Here is a 22,519-nt window from a genome sequence, read left to right on the forward strand (position 1 = left end):
AGTGCTATGATGGATATAGACATGCCTAACTCACATAGTGATGGACTAGATCTGTTACTCAAATGGGCTTATTTATAAAGGAGAGAATATTTCATGAAAAAAGAAGAACAACAAAATTTGTTCAAAGAAATTATGGGGAATTATCCAACTGGTGTAACAGTCGTTACTGCAGTAACTGAAGATGGCACACCAGTTGGACTGACAGTAAACTCGTTCGCCTCTGTATCCTTGGATCCAATGCTTCTTTTATGGTCTATTGATCATAGAGTTTCTTCTATTAAAGCATTCACGGAAGGCGGTAAATTTGCTGTACACGTACTTGCAGGAGATCAAAAAGAGCTTTGTAATACATTCGCGAGCCGTGTAGAAGATCGTTTCTCTACATGTGAATGGGAAATGTCGGATAATGGCGTACCAATTATTGAAGATGCATTTGGTGTGTTTGAGTGTAAGACGTTCCAAACGATTGAAGCAGGAGATCACACGATCATTATTGGTGAAGTAGTAGATCTGCAAGTGGAGAAAAATAAAGATCCTATGTTGTATCACCGTAGAGTGTTTGGGTCTGTGCCACCTGTTTTCTACCAACAAGATGACAAAGCGTAAATTTGAAGCATATAGGCCTATATATAAAGCCGTCTCCTTAACGAGACGGCTTTTCTTTATGTCACCTTTAGAAAAATTACTAGTTTCTATAGCTACACGCTCTTGCTTACCAGCAGCGCTAGCGTAGTCCATTTCTCTTTGCGTATAACTGTTATGTTGTTTTATTAACCTGAAATAAAAACAGGACTTCTGTTCAGAAGTCCTGTTTTTAAGAGTAACTCATTATTACCCTAATTTATCATCCGCTGTAATATCATTTGGTTCGCGTACTAAGTAATATTTACCTTTAGTATATATAGCGATTACTACTGTCAATATCGCGGCTAGTATGGAAGCGACAAATGCGGCTGTGGATTGTAGGAATACGCCCAGATAACCAGATGCCGCGATGGCACCAAATGCACTGGCTATCAGTAACGAAGCCACACCGACAGGATTCCATTTATACAAATATTCTTGTCTTGAAACGTAATAAGTTGGCCCTATCTTCAGCCACTTTTTGACAACCAATGCATCCGTCACAAGAATGGCAGCCCACGAAAATAGAAACACACCTTGGAATGTCATGACAGTATCTAGATGATCCACAATTCCACCGAGCATCAGTAAGATCGCACTTGTAGCTGAGATTACTACCCAGAACCTGCGGCCAGGCGTGAATCGGAACACATTCTCAAAGAAATTCGAAAGCGATAGGGAACTACTGTAAATATTGGTTACGTTAATTCGTAACTGCGTCAGCATTGTAAACAATGCGCCACCGATTCCCAGCAATAGGACGATGTATACGCCTGGATCTTTTTCCAAGAATCGAACACCGAACCAAATACCAAGTCCGCCCATTACTCCATAACAGAAAATCTGAGGAATGAAACCGATTGCAATTGAACCGAACTTTCGATCAGATGGTTTTAGGAAACGAGCATAGTCTGAAGCGAGTAGAGCGGTCAGTCCCATAATTCCATTATGCATCCCGATACAGAACAATAATGCCGTTCCTCCAAACTGAACACCTTCGGGCATATAAGAGAAGACAGATCCTGTATAAACAGCCGGTTTAATGAACGATACGACAATGGCTGCAACTAGGAATATCATAAATACTGGCATGGACCATTTTTGAAGTTTGTCCAGCTGCTCGATTCCGAACCAGTTAAGTGGAATAACAAGTGTTCCGAAAATAACAATCAGAATCCACTTAGGAAAGTCAGGCGTAAAATAGTGAACTGCAGATACGAGAATTAACCCTTCAAACGCGCAATACATAATGAAGTTTGAGGCGTATATTAATGAAGTTAGCGATGAGCCAATATAGCCAAATCCGCCACTCCGTGATAAAAGGTTAACGTTCATGCCTGATTTTGCGGATAAGTACGCAATTACGGTACCAAGCAAACCAGCTACTATGATGGCGTAAATAGCCGATACGATAGCGTTTGGTGCACCGAATTGCAAAGCCATGACGCTACCCATTTGGAAATAAAAGATGGCAGTTGCGATTCCGAATGTGATATTCGTAATGCTCAGCCAACTTTTATTACGGTCTTCTAAAGGTACACGATCTAAGGAGTAATCCTTTTCTATTTCATCATCTTCCATAGTACTCAGTACTTTTTCTTCTGTTGTCATACACATCAGCTCCTTGTAGTAAGTAGTCAACCCCTTCTGCCAGCTTAGCTAGCACGTTCTTAATCATATAGGATGGTGAAATTGGCTCGTCCTTTGAATTGACACCTTATCAGTTTAACAAAAACATAATGAAAAAATCAAGTTTATGATGACTTGGTGATAGTAACAGAGTAAGTGCATGATTTTCTAAATGATTATAGTCTTTCTAGGAAAAAAACAAAAACAAGTCATCCCTAATAATGTAATTTATTTAGTGAAAATAGTAATAATAATACTATATTGTAGTTGTTCGTATGATGTTAATCTGGTAATTTATTACTCGGCTTTATTAGCACCACGTCGCTTGGCGGATTCATTGTACGCGGCGGAACGAAAGTGTAATACGGGGTCATCACTGCATTCTATACCTTTTATAGTAACTGTTGGATCAAATACAATGGACTCTGCGTTATCTGTACGAAGTGAGTGCAATGTAAGGATTCCTGCTTCAATTAACTTTCGATCATCAGGCCAGGCGATGGTAGGATCAGCCGTTGCATCCCCTCGTTCAGCTAATTGCATAAGTAAGCGAAAACGTACAGGATGTCCTTGTTGCACTTTATGAATGAGTTCATTTTCCATAGAATTGCTAGTAGCATCATCATTTTGCGTAAGAGGTTGCCATTCAAATCGAACAGCTTGCCTCTCTAGATCAGCGTTCTTCAAAAAATAAGCATGAATAGAATAGTAATGAAGAGACTCAAAATTACGAAACGGTTTCAGTTCTTTCAAAATGGTACCAAATGTCTTGTACTCTGTATTATGCATAAGCGCATCTATTCGTTGTGACCATGTACTGTTTGAGTCGAATGCCTGTATCAGACGAATAAAGGCTTCTGGAGTTTTACTGATGAATATCGGTACATTGACCATTGTCAAATTTGTGTATGTATTATTAGGTAATTGAAAGCGCACGGCCATACCTTTAACTGGGCTCAACCGTTCATTTGGATTTGGGTTTGTAGAACTGTGAGAAAACCGTACAACAGCAGGAACTTCCGTTTTCTGTAGATGAGCGGCAGTTGTCCATGGAACAGCCGCCCCGGATGGTTGGAAAATTGCATCAAATGCGACTCCGGTCGAATGCGCACGTCGTAAATTGTTTTCTGTATGGAACGTTGATTCAATTGAATCAATTGCTTCGATAGCCGTTATTGGATTCTGATTGTTCATTTGATTTCACTCCTTTACTTACCAACATACCCTTCATGAAATGGAATTAACCGTTTAGAAAGTAGCAAAACAGGGAACCATTAAAAGTAATAACGTCTATTGGGAGGAATGTTTTTATGAAACGTTTAGTAATAACAGGAGCATCAGTCATAGCGCTAGCATTGGCAGGATGTGGAACGAATGCGACAGATGATAAAACAAAAGAAAATTCTAATGCAGTTAATCCACCGGCGGAGCAACCGCTAGAGCCGGCTACTGATGGTACGAATCAAAATACTGATGAAGCTGTACCGGATACTACTACAGATTCCTCGACTGACTCTACGACAGGAGATATGCAAGCTGAAATGGATAAGCTTTCATTTAAAGAAATCGAATTAGATGTTTCATACGGGAAAGACAAAGAGTATGAAGCGGAAATTGAACAAGATCAAAATGAACCAATTAAAGCCAAAGTAGAAGATGAACTAAATGAAATCTATTTGAAAGGTCAGGAAGCATTTGATGATGTCTATTCAAAAGTGGAAAATCTAGATGTGACAAAAGACAGTTCACAACAAGAAGCAATTGATCGCATACTAAAAGCTTTTAATCTTCAAGCGGATTATGAAAAATTCGAAGTGGAAATCAAATTCAATGACGGTAGTAAGCTTGAGGTAGAAGATCGTAAATAATTACGACATAGCAAAGATGGAAGATGGAAAGACTCAGTATCCTTGGAATAAACTATATCAGTAAACTAAAAATCTCGGCATTTCCTTTAAAGGAAGTGCCGAGATTTTTTACAGATAGTATAAAACAAGCGCAACCAACATTAAAATGAAGGTTGGCATCCCTGCAAGAAACACCCAAGCGGGGCTCGCCGACAGTACTTCGGATGGTGCACGCATTGATTCGATTGCCTCTCTTTGACCTTTTCTAGCAAATACTTTGCGCGAACTCTTCATAAAAAAGTCAAAAAAGCCAGTTCGGACTACAAACACAACCCCACCAATAAATAGCAGGAACCCACTAACGAAAAAGGAAGCATTAATATAGCCGAGTAGTGAGATTTTACCGTATACTGAATAGACAGAAATAACAATTATCAATTGAGATATGAGAAATACAATAATATTACGTTTCATAGAAATCCTTCTTTTCATATATAAAGTTTGGAACTACTGTCTATCATACAATATACGAGTCAGAATGTGTAGAATCTTCTATAATAGTTTAAAATTAAGATAATAATATTGTTAGCGTTTACATTTATAAGTTTTTCTTGTATAATTAAAAAGCTAGTACTTCAAAAACACCAAAGGGGAGGTCAACAATTTGAAGAACAATAAGTGGCTTTTATTGATGGCACTAACATTAGTGCTAAGTATGTTCTTAGCTGCATGTGGCGGTTCGAAAGACGAAGAAAAGCCAGCAGACGGGGACGACAAGGACAAGGATGCGGCAACTGAAGAACCAGAAGAAAAACAGCATGCCAAAGACGAAGAAGGGGAGCCAGATGCTGAGCAAGTACTATACTTAGCTGAATCTGCAGCTATTCCATCTGTTGACTCATCAATCGTAGAAGATCAGGTAGGCTTCAACGTATTAAACAACATCAACGAAGGTTTATATCGTTTAAACCAAGAAAATATTGCAGAACCTGCAATGGCTGCTGAAGAAGCAGAAGTTAGTGAAGATGGATTGACTTATACATTCAAACTTCGCGACGCTATGTGGGCTGATGAAACACCTGTAACAGCAGATGATTTCGTATATGCATGGCAGCGTGCAATTGACCCAGCGACGGGTTCACCTTACGGACCATTCATGATGTCTGGTGTAGTGAAAAACGCGACAGCAATCTCTGAAGAAAAAATGAAAGTTTCTGAGCTTGGCGTTAAAGCTGTAGATGAAAAGACATTTGAAGTAACACTTGAACGTCCAGTACCTTATTTCTTGTCACTTATGTCATTCGGAACATTCTATCCGCTTAAAGAAGAGTTCGTAACTTCTAAGGCAGATGCATACGCTACAAACTCTGATAGCCTTCTTTCAAATGGACCATTCGTTTTAACTAATTGGGATGGAACGAGCGATAGCTGGACTTATGTTAAGAATGAACATTACTGGGATGCAGAAAACGTAAAACTTAATGAAATTCATGTAAACGTTGTTAAAGATTCTGCGACTGCTGTAAAGCTATATCAAGATGGCAAGTTAGATCGCGCAGGAGTTTCTGGCGACTTAGCTATGCAATATCGTGATGATGAAGAAGCTGTTATTCAGCCAGAAACATCAGTTTTCTACTTTAAGTTTAACCAAGAGCGTGATGGAAAAGAAACGCCACTTGCGAACGAGAACATCCGTAAAGCTATCGCTAAATCATTTGAGAAGGAAGATATGGCTGATGTAGTATTAGCTAACGGTTCATTACCTGCAAACTTCCTAGTACCTACAAACTTTACATTTGATGAAAACGAAAAAGATTTCCGTGAGTTGAGCGGTGACCACTTGGAGTACAACGTGGAAGAAGCACAAGATCACTGGAAAAAAGGTCTTGAAGAACTAGGTGTTGAATCTCTTGATCTTGAAATTCTTGGTGGAGACACTGAGCTTTCTAAGAAAATGGACGAGTACTTTAAGTCCCAATTAGAAGGTAACCTAGAGGGACTTACAATTTCATTAAAAGAAGTACCATTCTCTGTACGTTTGGATTTAGATGGAAACCAGGATTATGATATTCAAGTATCAGGTTGGGGACCAGACTTCCAAGATCCGATTTCATTCTTGGACCTATTCGTAACAGATGGTACGAACAACTTAATGTCTTACTCTAACCCTGAGTACGATAAATTGATTGAAGATTCAAAAGGAGAATTAGCTCTTAAACCTAAAGAGCGTTATGAAGCATTTGCAAAAGCTGAAAAAATTCTACTTGATGAGGATGCTGCAATTGCACCAATTTATCAGCGTGGTTTGATCTTTTTACACAAGCCTCACTTTAAAGGCTTAGTAGATCATCCGTTTGGCGCAGACTATAGCTACAAGTGGGCATATATCTCAGGTAAATAATCGCAATGTTGTAAGGATTCAAGTTTCATAGGGGAGAGTATATGGGATCACTATCCATATACTCTCTTTTTAGTAACAGTGAATAGTTAGAATATTTAATTTCTTGTCGAAAAATGTCACGTGGTTACTTGCATAGCAAGTAAGAAACTTTTTTGGAGGTGTAACGTACCGTGGTTAAGTATATTGGAAAACGCATAGTATATATGTTCATAACGCTGTTTTTAATTGCAACGGCCTCTTTTTTCCTCATGCAAACTTTGCCAGGTTCACCGATCGCTTCTTACAACAAATTGAATGATACACAGAAAGCGATTGTTGAAAAGAAGTATGGAATCGATAAGCCTAAGCCTGTGCAATATGCAATTTATATGAAAAACTTGGCAAAAGGTGATTTGGGAACATCTTTCGTATTTAAAGGCAAGAGTGTCAACGATTTATTGGCTACGAGATTAAAACCTTCTTTAATCTTGGGAGCGCAAGCGATGGTCTTCGGGACTATTGTCGGAATCCTACTAGGTATGCTTGCCGCTTTAAAGCATAATACATTTTGGGATTACGGAAGCACCTTTTTAGCGATACTCGGTATTTCCATTCCATCCTTTGTATTTGCATCATTGCTACAGTATTGGATCGCTTCAGAATGGCATCTATTACCAGTCGGTTTATGGAATGACGGTTGGAAATCTAGTGTCCTGCCATCGCTTGCACTCGCTATGGGGCCGCTTGCGCTATCCGCGCGCTTCATACGGACTGAGATGATAGAAGTATTGAATTCAGATTACATTATTTTGGCTAAAGCAAAAGGTGCCAATGGTTTTGAAATTGCTTTCAAACATGCTTTCCGAAATGCATTAATACCTTTAATCACAGTTCTCGGACCACTCGCAGCTGGTTTGGTAACAGGTTCACTCGTTGTAGAACAAATTTTTGCTATTCCAGGAATAGGTGAGCAATTCGTTTCGTCGATCATGACGAATGACCATGCCACAATCATGGGTACGACATTATTGTTCTCTGCTTTCCTCATTTTGGTTATTTTTATAGTGGATATTTTATACGGAGTTATCGATCCGCGTATCCGTGTGTCTGGAGGTAAAGGATAATGCGCAATGAAATCGAACAAGAAAAATTAACCGCACAAGATTTTGAACGGATTACTATCGACGCGGATCAGGCAGAACGAATAGAGAAGCCAAGTTTAAGTTTCTGGCAAGATGCATGGTTAGGTCTCCGTAAAAATAAAGCGGCTATTGTCAGTATGGTCGTACTTTTATTAGTTATACTCATGGCACTCATCGGTCCACTTTTAAATGGACACGCGGGTGACGCGCAAAACTTACGCCATGCAAACTTACCGCCGAAAATACCTGGTATTGAAGCTACAGGGCTTTTTGATGGAGATGGTAAGCTGGCAGGGAAGACAGTCAATTTATACGAAATGAAAAAAGTGGATGAATATTATTGGTTCGGTACGGATGGACTAGGTCGAGACTTGTTTACAAGACTTTGGGAAGGGACTCGTGTATCGCTATTCATTGCATTCGTAGCTGCAGCCATTGATATGGTTATAGGTGTTGCATACGGAGGGATTTCCGGATACTTTGGTGGACGGACAGATGACATCATGCAACGGGTTGTTGAGATCTTAATCGGTATTCCTACGCTAATTGTCGTTATTTTGATGATTATGATTATGGACCCCGGGATAGCCGCTATCATTGTCGCGATCACCATAACTGGTTGGATCGGGATGTCGCGTATTGTACGTGCTCAGACAATGAAATATAAATCACAGGAATTCGTATTGGCTTCACGCACGCTAGGCGCTAAGGATGGAAAAATCATTACGAAACACTTATTGCCGAACATGCTTGGGATTATCATCATTAATACGATGTTCACGATTCCGAATGCTATTTTCTTTGAAGCGTTCTTAAGCTTTATCGGAATCGGCCTCCAGCCACCAGCTGCTTCACTAGGTACATTGATCAATGACGGATACAAAGTGATGGAGAATCAACCATACGTTCTATTGTTCCCAGCCATTGTCATCAGCGTTCTTATGATTGCATTTAACTTAATAGGTGACGGACTACGCGATGCACTAGATCCTAAAATGAAAGATTAAGAGGAGGAGAGCAAGTTGACAAAAATATTAGAAGTAAAAGACCTCGAGCTTTCCTTCCACACATTTGCAGGTGAAGTGAAAGCGATTCGTGGCGTAAACTTTGATTTGTATAAAGGAGAGACGCTCGCTATTGTAGGCGAGTCGGGATCGGGTAAATCTGTAACGACGAAATCAATCATGCGACTCCTGCCTAAATCAAGTGCTGAATATAAGAATGGTCAAATTCTATTTGAAGGAAAAGATCTAACGAAAATTCCTGAAAAAGATATGCAAAAGATTCGTGGCAAAGATATTTCGATGATCTTCCAGGATCCGATGACTTCGTTAAATCCAACTATGACAATTGGAAGACAAATCATGGAGCCGATCTTGAAACACCAAAAGCTGAATAAATCACAAGCGCGTAAGCAGACGATTGAACTATTGAATTTGGTCGGTATACCGAATGCCGAAAATCGTTACAAGATGTACCCTCACCAATTTTCTGGTGGACAGCGTCAGCGAATCGTTATTGCGATTGCGCTTGCATGTAATCCGAAAGTATTGATTGCGGATGAGCCGACCACAGCACTGGATGTCACGATACAAGCGCAGATTCTCGAACTGATGAAAGACATCCAGAAGAAGACTGATACGTCTATCATATTTATCACGCATGACCTTGGTGTAGTAGCTAACGTTGCCGACCGAGTAGCGGTTATGTATGGTGGCCGAATCGTTGAAATCGGTACAGTAGATGAAATCTTCTATAATCCACAACATCCTTATACATGGGGCTTACTAAGCTCAATGCCATCTATGGATTTAGAAGATCAAAAGCTGTATGCGATTCCAGGTACACCGCCTGATTTATTAAATCCACCAAAGGGGGATGCATTCGCACTCCGGAGTGAGTATGCAATGAAAATCGATATGGAGCGGCAACCGCCTTTCTTCCAAGTGAGCGATACTCATTACGCGGCGACATGGTTATTGCATCCGCAAGCACCACAGGTTGAACCGCCTGCCCTTATTATTGAGCGTATGAAAACATTTAAAGGTAGCCGGTACTATGTTGATCAGACAGGAGGTACTGTGTGATGTCAGACAATTTAATTGAGGTGCGTAACCTTAAACAATATTTTAATGCAGGGAAATCTACTGAAGTCCGTGCGATTGATGATATTAGCTTCACTATTAAGCGCGGAGAAACATTCGGTTTAGTAGGTGAGTCAGGTTGTGGTAAATCGACAACAGGACGTACCATGATCCGATTATATGATGCGACAGCAGGTCAAGTTCTCTACAATGGTGTAGATGTACACGCGCCAAAAAGCAAAAAGGAAAATCATGAATTGAATAGAAAGATGCAAATGATTTTCCAAGACCCTTATGCTTCTTTGAATCCACGTATGAAAGTTTTGGATATTATTGCAGAAGGATTAGATATACATGGTCTAGTAAAAGGCAAAACGGAGCGTAAACAAAGAGTAATTGACTTGCTTGAAACTGTTGGTTTAAACCGTGAGCATGCTGAGCGTTATCCGCATGAGTTCTCAGGTGGTCAGCGTCAGCGTATTGGAATTGCACGTGCATTAGCTGTAGATCCCGAATTTATCATTGCGGATGAGCCGATATCTGCACTGGATGTTTCAATTCAAGCGCAAGTCGTCAACTTGTTGAAAGAACTACAGGAAGAAAAAGGGCTGACGTATTTATTCATCGCTCATGATTTATCGATGGTTAAATACATTTCCGATCGTATAGGCGTGATGTATTTCGGTAAATTGGTGGAGATGGCTCCAGCGGATGAGTTATATCGAAACCCCATGCACGCTTATACAAAATCTTTGCTGTCAGCGATTCCGTTACCTGATCCTATTTATGAACGTTCTCGTGTGCGCCATCCGTATAATCCGAAGGACCATCAATATGGACCAGACGAAAAAGTGGAATTTCGTGAAGTTGCTCCTGAACATTTTGTATTATGTTCAGAGAAAGAACTCGCCGAGATGCAAGCTACACGTGTATAAGATATGATCCTTCTGACTGTATAGTTGTCAGGGGGATTTTCTATTTATCTAATTCAATCCAACAGTTTATCTGATAATATGTACGTTTCATCGAACATTGTGCTAGTATTGAAATAATAAATACCATTTGAATCGATAGGGTGTGTTTGAAATAAAGAAATTAACGGAGACAGTTCAAAGACAATTGATGGAAGCGGTCATCGATGGTAGTAGAGTTGGAGCTCTGGTAACAGATGCTTCGCAAAAGGATAATCCGATAATTTTTGCTAACAAAACATTCGAAACGATGACGGGGTATACTCAAGAAGAAACACTTGGGCGTAATTGTAGATTTCTTCAAGGCAAAGATACAGATCCCACTACAGTATCGAAGATCAGAAAAGCTGTTTCAGAAAGAGTGCCTATCACAGTCGTTTTGAAAAACTATAAAAAAGACGGTACATTATTTTGGAATCGACTTAGTATTCGTCCAATTATAATTGACGAAGTACCCTATTATATTGGTACACAAACTGATGTTTCAGTACAATACAGACAAATAGAAGAGCTACATACGAAAGACCATGAAATAGAACAGCTATTGTTACCTATCATGAGAATTTACGATAATTTGGCGGCCGTGTCATTAATTGGTCAAATGACGGAAGAACGTTTTAATCTATTAATTACAAAATTGAGTGATTATGTTCACTCGAATGAAGTGGATCATGTAATGATTGATATAACAGGTTTATACTGGCAACAAGGGACTTCAATTGATCGGTTGTTGGAAATACAGCAAGTACTGACGCTTATAGGGTGTCAACTTTATATTACAGGCATCTCGCCAGAACTTGCACATAAATTAGCGGCAGCTAAAGATCCTCAGCAAAAATTAAAAACCTTTTCAAGTGTTCAGCAAGCAATTTACTATATTCAGCGATAGAGAAAAGACCTCTACCCTAACGAAAAGTTAGAGTAGAGGTCTTTATCAGATACCGAGTTGTTCTTTTACTTCTTTAATTTGTTCGATATGGCGCAGTTCATGATAGCCTACAAATGGAATCCACTGCGTAAGGCTCATTTCGCCAAAAACAGGGTGCGGATAGGACTTCACTGCTAATTGATCTTCTAGTGCGTTTTCAGCTACATCATGTAAAGTTAAATGAGTAGCAGAGAGCTTGATTTTCAAGTCATGGAGAGTAGAAAATTCTGAAGTCGGTGTCACGAAATTAGGTGCATCTACTTTTTTAGAACGATGAACAGTAAGTTGAATCGGCTTAACTGTAGTGATGCTTTGGCCGTCGTTAGCAAGCTGGGTCTGAATAGTTTTAGCGACACTACCTTCCATTAAGTACAGGTGCTGTAAAATTTGTTTAATGGACCATTTGTCTTCAGCTGGTTTTCGATTAATCACTTCATCTGACAGGTGTTCTACTTGTGCAAAAAGCTCTTTACGTGCTTGATCATTAATTTCCACAGTCCTCACCCCTTTTTATCATAGTATCACTGACTAGACAATTAATCTTTTTTAAAGCTTGAAGAATAGGAGTTCAAATGATGAAGCCAAATCAACCTAAAATCCCTGGTCGTTTAACGCCGGTACAGTTACAAGACTTACTACACGAGGAAGATCCATTCCTGCAAAATGCAAGTATTATCGATTCACGAATAGATGGGCAAACAATAGAACGTGCCCAATTAACAAGTATGCTCATTAAAAATTCCAGTTTTCAAGGAGCTATTCTACCAGATCTATTCGCTACCGATATTCAATTTGAAAACTGTGATTTTTCCAATGCAGACTTGACGGGTATAAGTATTCACCGAGTGAGTTTTCATAATTGCAAAATGCTTGGTGTCAACTTTACAAACGCCCGATTTACGGATGTGTTATTTGAGGAGTGTATTTGCAATCTTTCTGCGTATGTCCATACAAGGTGGGAGAGAGTGCGGTTCGATAATTGCCAAGTGAAGGATGCAGATTTCTTCGATTGTAAACTAAAAAATACATATTTTATGAAGTGCAATCTGGATTCTGCAAGCTTTGATGAGACACCCCTAAAAGGCGTAGAAATTAAAACTTCAAAATTCGAGAGCATGACAGTGTCTATGAAAGATTTGGATGGTTGTGTCGTATCATCGTTACAAGCGATTCAATTCGCTGCCATGTTGGGGTTAGATATTCAAGATGAATAAAGCGATACAATGAGGTACTAAAAATACTTGTGGAAAATAAGATAACGTATACTTATTATCACTAATTACTTTCTTTCTCTTTCAACAGCCTTAAAGTAGGAGTATTAGTGAATGTTCATGAAATAAAATAATGGCTATTAAAGGGGCTATGCTATGTTTATACATCAAGTAACAGAGGATATTTCACTGAAACTAGTAGGACAGAAAGATGCAGAAGAATTATTCACTCTTGTGGATGAATCAAGGGAACACTTGCGTGAGTGGTTACCCTGGGTTGATTCCATGACGGACGCGGAACAGTATGGATCAATCATAAATGCATGGTTACAACAATTCGCTGAAGAAGATGGGTTCCAAGCAGGTATTATGTACAAAGGAAACTTGGCAGGTTTTGCAGGCTTCCATTCAGTTAACTATACAAATAGGCAAACAAGTATTGGCTATTGGCTGGCTCAAGATTATCAGGGAAAAGGAATTATGACTGCGGTAGTGTCCGCGCTGGTCAACTATGCATTTAACGAATATAATCTACACCGCGTAGAAATCCGATGTGCTGCGGAGAATAAAAGAAGTCAGGCAGTTCCTGAGCGATTAGGATTTAAGAAAGAGGGAGTCATACGTGACGGAGAGTTTCTATATGATCATTATCATGATTTAATCGTATACGGTATGCTAGAAGATGAGTGGAAAAAGTGAAAAAACATAATACATTTCATGCAGGGTCCTTCTCAAACGGGACTCTGTTTTTTATAATTTCATTTCGGGTATAGTACAATTAACATGAAGGGATGGATCGTCTTGCTAACTACTACTGAAATGGATAGAGAACTGACGAAGAATAGAAAGTTAGAAACTGCAACATTTGGAATGGGATGTTTTTGGGGGCCTGAAGCACGCTTTGGTAGCTTGCAAGGCGTCATAAGAACACGAGTAGGTTACACAGGTGGGACTACAGTGGCGCCAACCTATAAGACGATAGAAGATCATACTGAAACGGTGGAAATCGATTATGATCCTACAAGTATTTCTTATGAAGAAATACTTCTTCATTTTTGGCGTAATCACTATCCGAATCGTGATCAATACAAAGGGCAACAGTATGTCTCATCATTGCGCTTTCATAACCAACAACAAAAACTGATAATCGATGTAGTAAAAAGTGAAATGGAGAAAGAGCTTGGTGAACCAATTGAAACGGAAATTACCCCTGTAGGTCATTTTACTTTAGCTGAAGACCGCCATCAGAAATATTATTTGAAGCGTTATCCGAATGTCTTGGATAAGTTATATTGGCTATATCCTTCTGAGGAGTCGCTTATCAATTCGACATTTGCGGCAAGATTGAATGGATTTGTCAAAGGTTTTGGCACGCGTGATCAAATTGTGACTGAAATTGAAAGTTGGCCATTACCTGAAAATGCACGTCAGCAACTCATTCGGCAGTTCATGATATTAAAGTGGTGAAATCAGTGAAATACTGGAAGTTTTCTTCTTGTAACTTCATTCGGTGGTTGCTATGATATTCCAATATCAACTTAGTACGAGCGTAGGAGAGAGTACATGAAAAAAGAATCCATCACGTTAGGTCTGCTACTAACCAATTTACTGATCGCATTTTTAGGAATCGGATTAGTCATACCTGTCATGCCAAGATTAATGAATGAATTACATATATCGGGTACGGTGGTTGGTTATATGGTCGCGACTTTTGCGATGGCCCAACTGCTTATTTCACCACTATCAGGAAGATGGGTAGATACCTTTGGTCGAAAAAAGATGATTGTCGTAGGTTTGATCATTTTTAGTTCTTCTGAATTCTTGTTTGGGATTGGACAGACATTGCCCGTACTATTTGCATCCCGGATTTTAGGTGGGATTAGTGCGGCTTTCATTATGCCGGCTGTTACTGCCTTTATTGCAGATATCACCACGATGGAAACTCGTTCAAAGGCATTAGGGTTTATGTCTGCTGCCATATCTACCGGATTTATATTAGGTCCAGGGGTTGGCGGATTTTTAGCGACATATGGTACTCGGGTTCCTTTCTTCTTTGCTGGAGGATTGGCTTTGTTTGCGGCGATCTTTTCCTTTATTGCATTACGTGAACCAGAACGTTATCAAGAAGCGGTAGCGGAGGATGTAACTAAACCTGGGTTGAAGCGGATTTTTGCACGTCATTATTTTATCGTCTTTATTATTATATTGATTTTATCTTTTGGCCTCGCTTCATTTGAATCGATTTTTAGCTTATTCGTTGATCATAAGTTTGGATTCACGCCGAAAGACATTGCAATCATCATTACAGGAGGCGGTCTGGTCGGAGCAGTCGCGCAAGTAGTGTTATTCGACAAGCTTGCGAGAACGATAGGAGAGAAACGTCTGATCTTTTTTTGTTTAATCTTTTCATCCATTTTAGTTTTTCTGACAACGTTCGTGCAAAGTTACTTCTCCGTACTGGCTGTTACAATGATTATTTTTGTAGGGTTTGACTTGATACGACCGGCAGCAACTTCTTATTTGTCGAAAATTGCGGGAAATGAACAAGGATTTGTTGGTGGCATGAACTCGATGTTCACGAGTATCGGAAATGTCTTCGGTCCAATCATCGGTGGAGCGTTATTTGATGTAGATGTCGATTATCCGTTTTATTTCGGAGCATTTGTATTATTACTTGGCGCAGTATTGAATTATCTATGGATTAAACGAACGCCATCTTTCAGGCCTAATATCTAGGGGGAATTGAATTGACGATTATTGGTTTTGTCCGGCATGGTGTGACTGCATGGAATAAAGAAGGACGTGCACAAGGGAGTTCGAATATTCCGTTGGACGAAGAAGGTATAGAGACTGTAAAGAAGCTGGCATTGCGCTTGGCGGATGAGAATTGGGACCTCATATTTACTAGCCCTATGACACGTGCTAGACAGACCGCAGATTTAATTGCCGCTCAATCGGGGATTGAAGTTGTGGAAGACGATCGACTGCGCGAGCGAAGTGGCGGTTTGATCGAAGGAACGACGGAGCAAGAACGACAGCAGAAGTGGGGGCCTCAGTGGAGAGAACTAGATTTGCAGTTCGAGACGGGAGAAAATGTTGTGGCCCGAGGTCTTGAATTTGTGAATGAACAGGTCCAGGAGAATCCTAATCAACGTCTACTCGTCGTAAGTCATGGTAGTTTTATAAAACGGGTGATTGTGGCTTTGATGGAAGATGAAAAATATACAGTCAAGATCGATAACGCTTCATTGACTATAATCAATATAGAAAAGAAAAGTTGCTTGCTGTTAAATGACACACTACACGTAACGGGAGGACTAAATGGAAATCCACTATGAATTAACGGAACAAGATGTGATAGCGTTTAATTTATATCATGTGAAGAATTCTAAAGTCGGTAAAAATTCATTGCAATGGCAGCGGTATATATCGCCGCTAATATTTTTACTGTTTGCATATTTTTTAACTGTTTTTACGGATATGGCGAAAGGTCCGTTATTTGTTACGTTTGGGCTAACTGCGATATTATGGGTAATTTTTTATCCTAAATATTTTTACTTTCATATTACACGACAAGTGAGCAAGATGCTTAAAGGCGGTAAGAATGAAGGGCTTGTTGGAGAACATTTTATGAAGCTGAATAAGACAGGCATAGCAGATCAGACAGCAGTTGGTGAAACAAAGGTACAATGGGCTGGTGTGAAGCAGCTAATAGAAGACCCGGATTATTTCTATATATATACGAGTACGGTGAGTGCATATATTATTCCGAAGCGAGATGTATACTCCGTTGATGGGCTAAAGACTTACGTTCAACAGCGGATTAAAGCGTAAATAAAAAATCAGAGGCTACGGAGCCCCTGATTTTTTATTTTCCTAAGCGACGATATCTCCAAAATGAAATAAGCAGTATAATGCGATAGCCAGCAGAACGCTTCATAGGCAGTCCTTCTTTCTGCAACAAACATATTTATTTTTTACTAGGTTTCATCTCATTTAAGCCAATTCTCATCGCAGCTATCGCGCACGTAACATTTAATATGATTGCGATCGCTAAAAATAACCATTTCAATTTTTCAGGTAAATCGAGAAAAATCGCTAAAAATAAAAATGTAAAGCCGATTACAAGCATGGACAAATACATAGCCAATTTCTTCGACACAAGTAGTCCACCTTTCTTAAGTTCTACCCTCATTGTATCATGAAAAAACAAGGAATTTAAAATGCGTGTTTTTATTTCGTAGTTCTTGGGAATAATAAAGTTATATAAATTAGACGGGAGTGTGGAAAATGACAAAGAGTTATGCAGATACACCTAAAGATGATCATGATAAGAGTTCAGCAAAAGTAGCTAACGATGCAGCAAAAAAAGCTGAAGAACAGGTAGAAGAAATAAAGAAAGATGCAAGGGAACAAGTGAAAAAGAAAAATAAATAAAGTTTAAAAGCGATTATTTCCGCGGAAATAATCGCTTTTTCATCCTATTCATTTATTTTAGCAAATAATGTAACATACGGTCCTTATCATAAAAAAACTGCTTCATAATTTGGTAATGACTTGTTTCTTCCAGCGTCGTTTCTTGCGCACCTTCATCAGAAAACTCGATGATTTTTGCGCCTGGATAAGATAGTAGAAGGGGGGAGTGTGTTGCAATCATGAACTGTGAGCCTTCACCAACTAAATCGTGGATTCTGCTTAACATGGATAGTTGACGCATTGGTGATAAAGCTGCTTCTGGCTCATCCAGTAAGTAAATGCCATTCCCTCTAAAGCGATGAATGAAAGTCGCCCAAAATGATTCGCCATGGGACTGTTCATGTAATGAAGTCCCCCCGTAGCCATCTATAATCCTAGGACTAGGACCTTCTGCACTATCTAACTCTTCAATTGTCGATGCTAAATTGTAGAAAGTTTCAGCACGCAAAAAGAATCCATCGGTCGGTCGGATGACGCCTTTGATGAGCGTAATATATTCATCCAATATGGAATGGGAATCATAAGTAGAAAAGTTGAAGTTCAGTGAACCACCTTCAGGATTGAAACCAAAGGCAACGGCAATAGCCTCAAGTAAAGTCGACTTTCCCATACCATTCTCTCCGACAAAAAATGTCACGTTCGGATGAAAGTCAAGCTCGGTCAGCGTATTGATACTGGGCAAATGAAATGGATAGTCTTCAAATGAAGGAACTTGATCACGCTTCAAACGCATTCCACGTATGAATTGGTCTGAATACATATGATACCTCTTTTCTCTATGGCTTTTAAAAGATTATTACGTAATGAAATCAGTCCAACAGGTCAGGTTCTTCGCTCACAATATTTTCCCATAGCGGTTGGAAATTTTCCCAACCATCAATATCTCTACCAACTTGTTTAGCGGTGCTCGCAGCATGCTCGGGAGGAATCGGACTTACAATGCCGGCAGCTTCTGCTAGTAATTGAACTTGGCAAGAACGTTCCAGCGTAATAAACCAAAATGCAGCAGCATCAACAGTTTGTCCAACCGTTAATGGGCCATGATTCTTTAGAAATATCGCTTTGTTATGTGCTAATGCGTTTGCAACTTTTACCCCTTCATTTTCCTCATACACAACACCAGAAAACTCATCCAATACAGAGTGATCATTGTAAAATGCACAAGCATCTTGTGTCAACGGATCAATTAGTCTACCTGTCGACGCCCATGTTTTTCCGTATACTGGATGCAAGTGAACTGAAGCAATGACGTCGGGTCTGGCTTCGTGAATAGCAGAGTGAATAACTAGGGCAGATTTATGGAGAGAATATTTCCCCTCAACCACTTCACCGCCCGGATTTACCAAGACGAGATCGGATGCTTTAATCTTAGCGAAAGGTATGCCATACGGATTAACCCACATATGATCTTTGAATTCTGGATCACGATATGTCGCGTGACCTGCTACACCTTCTGTAAAACCGAAACGAGCAAACAGGCGAAACGCACCTGCTAATCGTTGTTTATTATGTTGACGCTCTTCATCAAGAGTCGAAAATATTGGATATTGTAAATAATCGGTTACGTTCTCTCCGCGTACACGTTCTTCGCTGAAATTCATTAAATAACCCTCCATCTATTCTTAATAAATAAATATGCTCTATAACAAGAATAACTTGCCATTACGAAAATATCAAATGCAGTATGTTGTGTTTAGTGCTTGTATATTGGCATTTTAAGCAACTTCACAGCATATGTGATGAGTAATTGATAGACTACATGGTAGACAACGAGTAATGAAAGGAGTATGTAAAATGAATCAAGATCAAAAGATCGTGTTCTTTGATTTAGATGGAACATTAATGAATCATGACAAAACAATTTTAGACTCGACGAAACAATCACTCGCGGCATTGAGGGACAAAGGCATATACACTGTTATTTGTACTGGTAGGGCACCACTTATGTTCAAATGGTTACTAGAAGAACTATCGTTTGATTCCTATATTTCCATGAATGGACAGCATGTGGTATTGGATGGAGAGATAATTTACTCGAATCCTATGAAGCCTGAGGTTATACAACAACTTACCGATTATGCACATAAACAAGGGCATGGATTGACATACTCCACGTTTGAGTCATTCGTGACGAACGTAAAAGAACATCCACTTGTTCAAGAGGGAACCGCACGTTTAAAAATACCTTATCCCCCTGTAGATCCTGAAGTATATTCTCATTCTGACGTGAATCAAGTACAAATTTACTCCACTCCTAAAGAAACGGAAAAGTACATGGAGTTATTCAAGGATTATTCCTTTATAAGATGGGATGAAAATTCGGTGGATATGTTGCCGGAAGGGGCTTCCAAGGCGATTGGTATTCAAAAAATGCTAGAACACATGAATATACCTATTGAAAACAGCTATGCATTTGGAGATGGTGCGAATGACATGCAAATGATCGAGACGGTAGGTATCGGGGTAGCGATGGAGAATGCCATACCGGAATTAAAAGAGGTAGCAGATTTCATCACTGCATCTTGTTCAGATGATGGTATTATGAAAGGCTTAATCAAAGTAGGTTTACTAAAGGAAAAAGATATTCCATTACTGCATGATCGTATTAAGCAGTGAGTCAAAAGGCGTGAATTAGATTTCATTGTTGACAGTTATGTGAACGAAGAGTATATTTAGATGATATACAAAAAGGGAATATTTTAATATTTCAAATTACTTATTGAGTAATTTGGTTCACATCTTGGAGGAGGCCATATTTACAATGAAACTAGAAAAGCAGTGTCGGGAATCAAGGGTCGTACGAACGAGCAGGGTATTTCCAAATGATGTAAACAACCATAATACATTGTTTGGCGGACGTTTAATGAGCGATATTGATCAAATTGCATCGATTTCAGCAGCTCGGCACAGCAGAGCAGATTGTGTTACGGCATCTATGGATTCCGTTGACTTTCTGTATCCAATCCGTCCTTCCGATTCAGTCTGCTTTGAGTCATACGTGACTTGGACTGGAAAATCTTCCATGGAAATCTTTGTGAAAGTTATTGCGGAAGATTTGGCAACTGGTAGTTGTAAAATTGCGGCCACCTCATTGTTAACATTTGTTGCATTGGATGAAAATAAAAAGCCACTAACGGTTCCACGTGTTATTCCTGAAACAGAAGAAGAAATATATTTACATGAAACTGCACCACAGCGAGCGGAAATTCGTATCATGCGTAAACAGCAAAGTAAAGATTTGGCCACAGTATTAACGAATAACTATCCGTGGCATGATCCGGCGCAAGTTCATGCATAAAATACTCAGTCAACTACGTTTGACTGAGTATTTTTATAAAAAGATGTATAAAACTCAATACTTTGTTACATACTACGAATAGATAGGACGTTCTCTAATTAGTTTTCTTGGAGGATACCTATCTTTTTATTGTTATAAAATATATTCAACTACATAAACAGCTTCACGTATCAAAATATAGTTAGTTACAGCTATAATGAGAGGTATCATAGTAGAAGTAAGGAGATGATTCGTTTATGGTTAAAACGATTACTGCAGAGGAATTGTTCAGGAAAATAAAAACCGAGGAAGCACTTGTACTTGTAGATGTACGTGCTGAGGATAAATATAACCATTTTCATATCGAAGCGAATACGGTAAAAGATATAAATATGCCGAAAACAGAGATTTTTTCGTTAGAAGATGAAATGGAGAAAGTGATTCCACAGTTACCGAAAAATAAAGAAATGATTATTACCTGCACAACAGGAAATTCTGCAACTACATGTGCAAATATACTTTCTAGTAGAGATTACAATGTTACTATATTGGAAGGCGGAATAACCGCATGGAAAGAATACGTTAGTCAGGAATCAATTGAACGAATCTGGAAAGAATTTAAGGAAATTCATCCCGATGCACCTAAACAGTATGAAGCCTGGTCTTTCGGTAATTCAAAACAAATGGCGGATGAACTTGCAGAATTGGTAGTGAAGGGAACTAAAACAGCGACTTCATCTAACTATAGACTCTATGAATTAGAAAATGAACCATTACCGATGGTAGGTCTTCATAATATCATTCTTGACGGCAAGGGAATGGCAGTCGCAGTCGTGGAGACTATTTCAGTAAAAGTAGTGCCTTTTAATAAAGTGACAGAAGAACATGCGTATTTGGAAGGTGAAGGTGATCGTTCATTGCGTTATTGGCAAGAAGTTCACGAAGATTTTTTCACGAATGAATTAAAAGAAGTAAATCTATATTTTCATTATGAAATGCCAGTAGTTTGTGAGACTTTTAAATTATTATATAAGAATTAAGCTAGTCATGGGGAGTTATTGAGCTAACAGTAAATATCCATAGCAAAAATTGAGTGCAAATAAATCCTTCTGTTTGTAGGGGTAGGGGATGCCGAGGCCGGTTTGTTACGGCATTCAGCATCTCTTTTTGTTCATAATTTTTTTTGCTGAATAGGTTCAACTACCTCTATTTCTTCTACTGTTACATTATCTCTACTTTTATACACCCAGCTCTGAAGTAGTGGCTGAAAACGAGGCATGATATTACCGAGAATTTTCCCAATAAAGTATGCAGCTAGAATGGTTCCGATCCCGATGGCTCCAAGTGAGTTAATAAATACTAAGCAAACAATACCCGCAAGTGCGACGTTTACTAAATCACTGGAGACTTTCGCCTTGCCAAATTTCATATTAAAGCGGTCACTCACAACGTAGGTTAATGCATCATAAGGCATTAAGGGTAATTTGGCTGAAAAATAGGCTAACAATCCAGCTGATATAATATAAAAACTTATCAATAAAAATAAATACTTACCTACTAATGTTTCAGGAGCAGGAAGTAATTGTATGATGGCCAATGTCAAATCCATAAAAACACCAAATAGGAATACGATAACTAATTGAACAACAAATTCACGTAATCCAACACGTTTTGTATTCAAAAGAATCTGCATGAAAACAAATAAGATATTTGCAAGTATTGTCGTGATCCCTATCGTTAATCCGGATGTGAGGGAGATAGCGTAAGCTAATGATGAAACAGGAGAAACTCCAAGGTTAGCCTGTATGGAGAAGCTAACGCCTAGTGATAATAAAAATAACCCTATTACATACAGGGTAAGTCGTTTGGAAATAGTATTCATATGTAAGAAAAACCTCTGCTTTCGTTATCTAACACAATTAATTTTATCATGTAAAGTGAGATATAAAT

The 22,519-nt window shown here is 39.1% G+C and carries 26 protein-coding genes; 18 read left to right on the forward strand and 8 right to left on the reverse strand.

Annotated features, from left to right (window positions below; genetic code table 11):
- Positions 1-93: 93 nt before the first annotated feature.
- Entirely contained in the window at positions 94-606 is a 513-nt protein-coding gene (locus CSV74_RS09490) for a flavin reductase family protein (RefSeq protein WP_029054218.1), read from the forward strand.
- Between the two features lie 225 nt (positions 607-831).
- Here the strand turns inward: CSV74_RS09490 and CSV74_RS09495 are convergent, their stop codons facing one another.
- Both CSV74_RS09495 and CSV74_RS09500 read right to left on the reverse strand, forming a co-directional pair.
- Positions 832-2,235 (reverse strand): purine-cytosine permease family protein, encoded by a 1,404-nt coding sequence (locus tag CSV74_RS09495; protein ID WP_099691455.1) that lies wholly within the window; start codon positions 2,233-2,235, stop codon positions 832-834.
- Positions 2,236-2,550: 315 nt separating this feature from the next.
- On the reverse strand, positions 2,551-3,447 hold the full coding sequence (locus CSV74_RS09500; protein WP_099691456.1) for a catalase: 897 nt from the start codon (positions 3,445-3,447) through the stop codon (positions 2,551-2,553).
- Positions 3,448-3,563: 116 nt separating this feature from the next.
- Between CSV74_RS09500 and CSV74_RS09505 the strand changes: the two genes are divergently transcribed.
- Positions 3,564-4,121 (forward strand): YusW family protein, encoded by a 558-nt coding sequence (locus tag CSV74_RS09505; RefSeq protein ID WP_029054215.1) that lies wholly within the window; start codon positions 3,564-3,566, stop codon positions 4,119-4,121.
- 108 nt (positions 4,122-4,229) lie between these two features.
- Here the strand turns inward: CSV74_RS09505 and CSV74_RS09510 are convergent, their stop codons facing one another.
- Positions 4,230-4,574 (reverse strand): DUF3899 domain-containing protein, encoded by a 345-nt coding sequence (locus CSV74_RS09510; RefSeq protein WP_029054214.1) that lies wholly within the window; start codon positions 4,572-4,574, stop codon positions 4,230-4,232.
- A 190-nt stretch (positions 4,575-4,764) separates the two neighbouring features.
- Here CSV74_RS09510 and CSV74_RS09515 point away from each other — a divergent pair, with 190 nt between their 5' ends.
- The 6 genes from CSV74_RS09515 to ytvA all read left to right on the forward strand — a co-directional run bounded on the left by CSV74_RS09515 (position 4,765) and on the right by ytvA (position 11,566).
- On the forward strand, positions 4,765-6,501 hold the full coding sequence (locus CSV74_RS09515) for a peptide ABC transporter substrate-binding protein (protein ID WP_099691457.1): 1,737 nt from the start codon (positions 4,765-4,767) through the stop codon (positions 6,499-6,501).
- Positions 6,502-6,671: 170 nt separating this feature from the next.
- Positions 6,672-7,604, forward strand: coding sequence for an oligopeptide ABC transporter permease (gene opp3b, locus CSV74_RS09520; protein WP_029054212.1), 933 nt, complete (start codon positions 6,672-6,674; stop codon positions 7,602-7,604).
- The gene (opp3C, locus tag CSV74_RS09525) at positions 7,604-8,629 is read left to right on the forward strand and encodes an oligopeptide ABC transporter permease (RefSeq protein WP_099691458.1); all 1,026 of its coding nucleotides are present in this window, start codon (positions 7,604-7,606) and stop codon (positions 8,627-8,629) included. Before opp3b ends, opp3C begins: the two co-directional genes overlap by 1 nt.
- Before the next feature lie 15 nt (positions 8,630-8,644).
- Positions 8,645-9,709 (forward strand): ABC transporter ATP-binding protein, encoded by a 1,065-nt coding sequence (locus CSV74_RS09530; protein ID WP_099691459.1) that lies wholly within the window; start codon positions 8,645-8,647, stop codon positions 9,707-9,709.
- On the forward strand, positions 9,709-10,641 hold the full coding sequence (locus CSV74_RS09535; RefSeq protein WP_099691460.1) for an ABC transporter ATP-binding protein: 933 nt from the start codon (positions 9,709-9,711) through the stop codon (positions 10,639-10,641). The genes CSV74_RS09530 and CSV74_RS09535 overlap by 1 nt, the downstream gene beginning before the upstream one ends.
- A 142-nt stretch (positions 10,642-10,783) precedes the next feature.
- On the forward strand, positions 10,784-11,566 hold the full coding sequence (ytvA, locus tag CSV74_RS09540) for a YtvA family blue-light photoreceptor (protein ID WP_143560760.1): 783 nt from the start codon (positions 10,784-10,786) through the stop codon (positions 11,564-11,566).
- A gap of 45 nt (positions 11,567-11,611) precedes the next feature.
- Here the strand turns inward: ytvA and CSV74_RS09545 are convergent, their stop codons facing one another.
- Positions 11,612-12,100, reverse strand: coding sequence for a DinB family protein (locus CSV74_RS09545; protein ID WP_099691462.1), 489 nt, complete (start codon positions 12,098-12,100; stop codon positions 11,612-11,614).
- Between the two features lie 80 nt (positions 12,101-12,180).
- On the opposite strand from CSV74_RS09545, the gene CSV74_RS09550 reads away from it, so the two are divergent.
- From CSV74_RS09550 to CSV74_RS09575, 6 genes are all read left to right on the forward strand, one after another.
- On the forward strand, positions 12,181-12,819 hold the full coding sequence (locus CSV74_RS09550) for a pentapeptide repeat-containing protein (RefSeq protein ID WP_233190865.1): 639 nt from the start codon (positions 12,181-12,183) through the stop codon (positions 12,817-12,819).
- Between the two features lie 153 nt (positions 12,820-12,972).
- Complete coding sequence (locus tag CSV74_RS09555; protein ID WP_099691464.1) at positions 12,973-13,515, forward strand: GNAT family N-acetyltransferase; 543 nt, start codon at positions 12,973-12,975, stop codon at positions 13,513-13,515.
- 102 nt (positions 13,516-13,617) lie between these two features.
- Positions 13,618-14,283 (forward strand): peptide-methionine (S)-S-oxide reductase MsrA, encoded by a 666-nt coding sequence (gene msrA / locus CSV74_RS09560; protein WP_369823705.1) that lies wholly within the window; start codon positions 13,618-13,620, stop codon positions 14,281-14,283.
- A 96-nt stretch (positions 14,284-14,379) separates the two neighbouring features.
- Positions 14,380-15,552 carry an MFS transporter gene (locus CSV74_RS09565; protein WP_099691465.1) on the forward strand — a complete coding sequence of 391 codons (1,173 nt, stop codon included), beginning with the start codon at positions 14,380-14,382 and terminating at the stop codon, positions 15,550-15,552.
- Between the two features lie 11 nt (positions 15,553-15,563).
- Entirely contained in the window at positions 15,564-16,154 is a 591-nt protein-coding gene (locus tag CSV74_RS09570; protein ID WP_029054202.1) for a histidine phosphatase family protein, read from the forward strand.
- A complete protein-coding gene (locus CSV74_RS09575) occupies positions 16,138-16,650 on the forward strand; it encodes a YcxB family protein (RefSeq protein ID WP_099691466.1) in 513 nt (170 codons plus the stop codon). Before CSV74_RS09570 ends, CSV74_RS09575 begins: the two co-directional genes overlap by 17 nt.
- A gap of 136 nt (positions 16,651-16,786) precedes the next feature.
- Here CSV74_RS09575 and CSV74_RS09580 read toward each other — a convergent pair whose 3' ends face one another.
- On the reverse strand, positions 16,787-16,978 hold the full coding sequence (locus CSV74_RS09580; protein ID WP_029054200.1) for a hypothetical protein: 192 nt from the start codon (positions 16,976-16,978) through the stop codon (positions 16,787-16,789).
- Positions 16,979-17,106: 128 nt separating this feature from the next.
- Here CSV74_RS09580 and CSV74_RS16635 point away from each other — a divergent pair, with 128 nt between their 5' ends.
- Complete coding sequence (locus CSV74_RS16635) at positions 17,107-17,253, forward strand: hypothetical protein (RefSeq protein WP_158231780.1); 147 nt, start codon at positions 17,107-17,109, stop codon at positions 17,251-17,253.
- A gap of 52 nt (positions 17,254-17,305) precedes the next feature.
- Here CSV74_RS16635 and CSV74_RS09585 read toward each other — a convergent pair whose 3' ends face one another.
- Both CSV74_RS09585 and CSV74_RS09590 read right to left on the reverse strand, forming a co-directional pair.
- Positions 17,306-18,052 (reverse strand): AAA family ATPase, encoded by a 747-nt coding sequence (locus CSV74_RS09585; protein WP_099691467.1) that lies wholly within the window; start codon positions 18,050-18,052, stop codon positions 17,306-17,308.
- A gap of 49 nt (positions 18,053-18,101) precedes the next feature.
- Positions 18,102-18,893 (reverse strand): class II aldolase/adducin family protein, encoded by a 792-nt coding sequence (locus tag CSV74_RS09590; RefSeq protein ID WP_099691468.1) that lies wholly within the window; start codon positions 18,891-18,893, stop codon positions 18,102-18,104.
- Between the two features lie 193 nt (positions 18,894-19,086).
- Between CSV74_RS09590 and CSV74_RS09595 the strand changes: the two genes are divergently transcribed.
- The 3 genes from CSV74_RS09595 to CSV74_RS17130 all read left to right on the forward strand — a co-directional run bounded on the left by CSV74_RS09595 (position 19,087) and on the right by CSV74_RS17130 (position 21,609).
- The gene (locus CSV74_RS09595; RefSeq protein WP_099691469.1) at positions 19,087-19,908 is read left to right on the forward strand and encodes a Cof-type HAD-IIB family hydrolase; all 822 of its coding nucleotides are present in this window, start codon (positions 19,087-19,089) and stop codon (positions 19,906-19,908) included.
- Between the two features lie 145 nt (positions 19,909-20,053).
- A complete protein-coding gene (locus CSV74_RS09600; RefSeq protein WP_099691470.1) occupies positions 20,054-20,590 on the forward strand; it encodes an acyl-CoA thioesterase in 537 nt (178 codons plus the stop codon).
- Between the two features lie 236 nt (positions 20,591-20,826).
- On the forward strand, positions 20,827-21,609 hold the full coding sequence (locus CSV74_RS17130; RefSeq protein ID WP_099691471.1) for an ASCH domain-containing protein: 783 nt from the start codon (positions 20,827-20,829) through the stop codon (positions 21,607-21,609).
- 131 nt (positions 21,610-21,740) lie between these two features.
- Here the strand turns inward: CSV74_RS17130 and CSV74_RS09610 are convergent, their stop codons facing one another.
- A complete protein-coding gene (locus tag CSV74_RS09610) occupies positions 21,741-22,451 on the reverse strand; it encodes a YczE/YyaS/YitT family protein (protein ID WP_099691472.1) in 711 nt (236 codons plus the stop codon).
- Between the last annotated feature and the right edge of the window lie 68 nt (positions 22,452-22,519).

Source organism: Sporosarcina sp. P19 (genome assembly GCF_002743165.1).
Classification (GTDB): Bacteria; Bacillota; Bacilli; order Bacillales_A; family Planococcaceae; genus Sporosarcina; species Sporosarcina ureae.

What these genes read in the sequence shown, in the direction of transcription:
- CSV74_RS09590 (WP_099691468.1), bottom strand. Translation starts at nt 18,893, where the DNA reads ATGAATTTCAGCGAAGAACGTGTACGCGGAGAGAACGTAACCGATTAT.
- CSV74_RS09600 (WP_099691470.1), top strand. Translation starts at nt 20,054, where the DNA reads ATGAAACTAGAAAAGCAGTGTCGGGAATCAAGGGTCGTACGAACGAGC.
- opp3C (WP_099691458.1), top strand. Translation starts at nt 7,604, where the DNA reads ATGCGCAATGAAATCGAACAAGAAAAATTAACCGCACAAGATTTTGAA.
- CSV74_RS09490 (WP_029054218.1), top strand. Translation starts at nt 94, where the DNA reads ATGAAAAAAGAAGAACAACAAAATTTGTTCAAAGAAATTATGGGGAAT.
- CSV74_RS09595 (WP_099691469.1), top strand. Translation starts at nt 19,087, where the DNA reads ATGAATCAAGATCAAAAGATCGTGTTCTTTGATTTAGATGGAACATTA.
- CSV74_RS09575 (WP_099691466.1), top strand. Translation starts at nt 16,138, where the DNA reads ATGGAAATCCACTATGAATTAACGGAACAAGATGTGATAGCGTTTAAT.
- CSV74_RS09585 (WP_099691467.1), bottom strand. Translation starts at nt 18,052, where the DNA reads ATGTATTCAGACCAATTCATACGTGGAATGCGTTTGAAGCGTGATCAA.
- CSV74_RS17130 (WP_099691471.1), top strand. Translation starts at nt 20,827, where the DNA reads ATGGTTAAAACGATTACTGCAGAGGAATTGTTCAGGAAAATAAAAACC.
- CSV74_RS09550 (WP_233190865.1), top strand. Translation starts at nt 12,181, where the DNA reads ATGAAGCCAAATCAACCTAAAATCCCTGGTCGTTTAACGCCGGTACAG.
- CSV74_RS09495 (WP_099691455.1), bottom strand. Translation starts at nt 2,235, where the DNA reads ATGACAACAGAAGAAAAAGTACTGAGTACTATGGAAGATGATGAAATA.
- CSV74_RS09535 (WP_099691460.1), top strand. Translation starts at nt 9,709, where the DNA reads ATGTCAGACAATTTAATTGAGGTGCGTAACCTTAAACAATATTTTAAT.
- CSV74_RS09555 (WP_099691464.1), top strand. Translation starts at nt 12,973, where the DNA reads ATGTTTATACATCAAGTAACAGAGGATATTTCACTGAAACTAGTAGGA.
- CSV74_RS09565 (WP_099691465.1), top strand. Translation starts at nt 14,380, where the DNA reads ATGAAAAAAGAATCCATCACGTTAGGTCTGCTACTAACCAATTTACTG.
- CSV74_RS09500 (WP_099691456.1), bottom strand. Translation starts at nt 3,447, where the DNA reads ATGAACAATCAGAATCCAATAACGGCTATCGAAGCAATTGATTCAATT.
- CSV74_RS09510 (WP_029054214.1), bottom strand. Translation starts at nt 4,574, where the DNA reads ATGAAACGTAATATTATTGTATTTCTCATATCTCAATTGATAATTGTT.
- CSV74_RS16635 (WP_158231780.1), top strand. Translation starts at nt 17,107, where the DNA reads ATGACAAAGAGTTATGCAGATACACCTAAAGATGATCATGATAAGAGT.
- CSV74_RS09610 (WP_099691472.1), bottom strand. Translation starts at nt 22,451, where the DNA reads ATGAATACTATTTCCAAACGACTTACCCTGTATGTAATAGGGTTATTT.
- CSV74_RS09505 (WP_029054215.1), top strand. Translation starts at nt 3,564, where the DNA reads ATGAAACGTTTAGTAATAACAGGAGCATCAGTCATAGCGCTAGCATTG.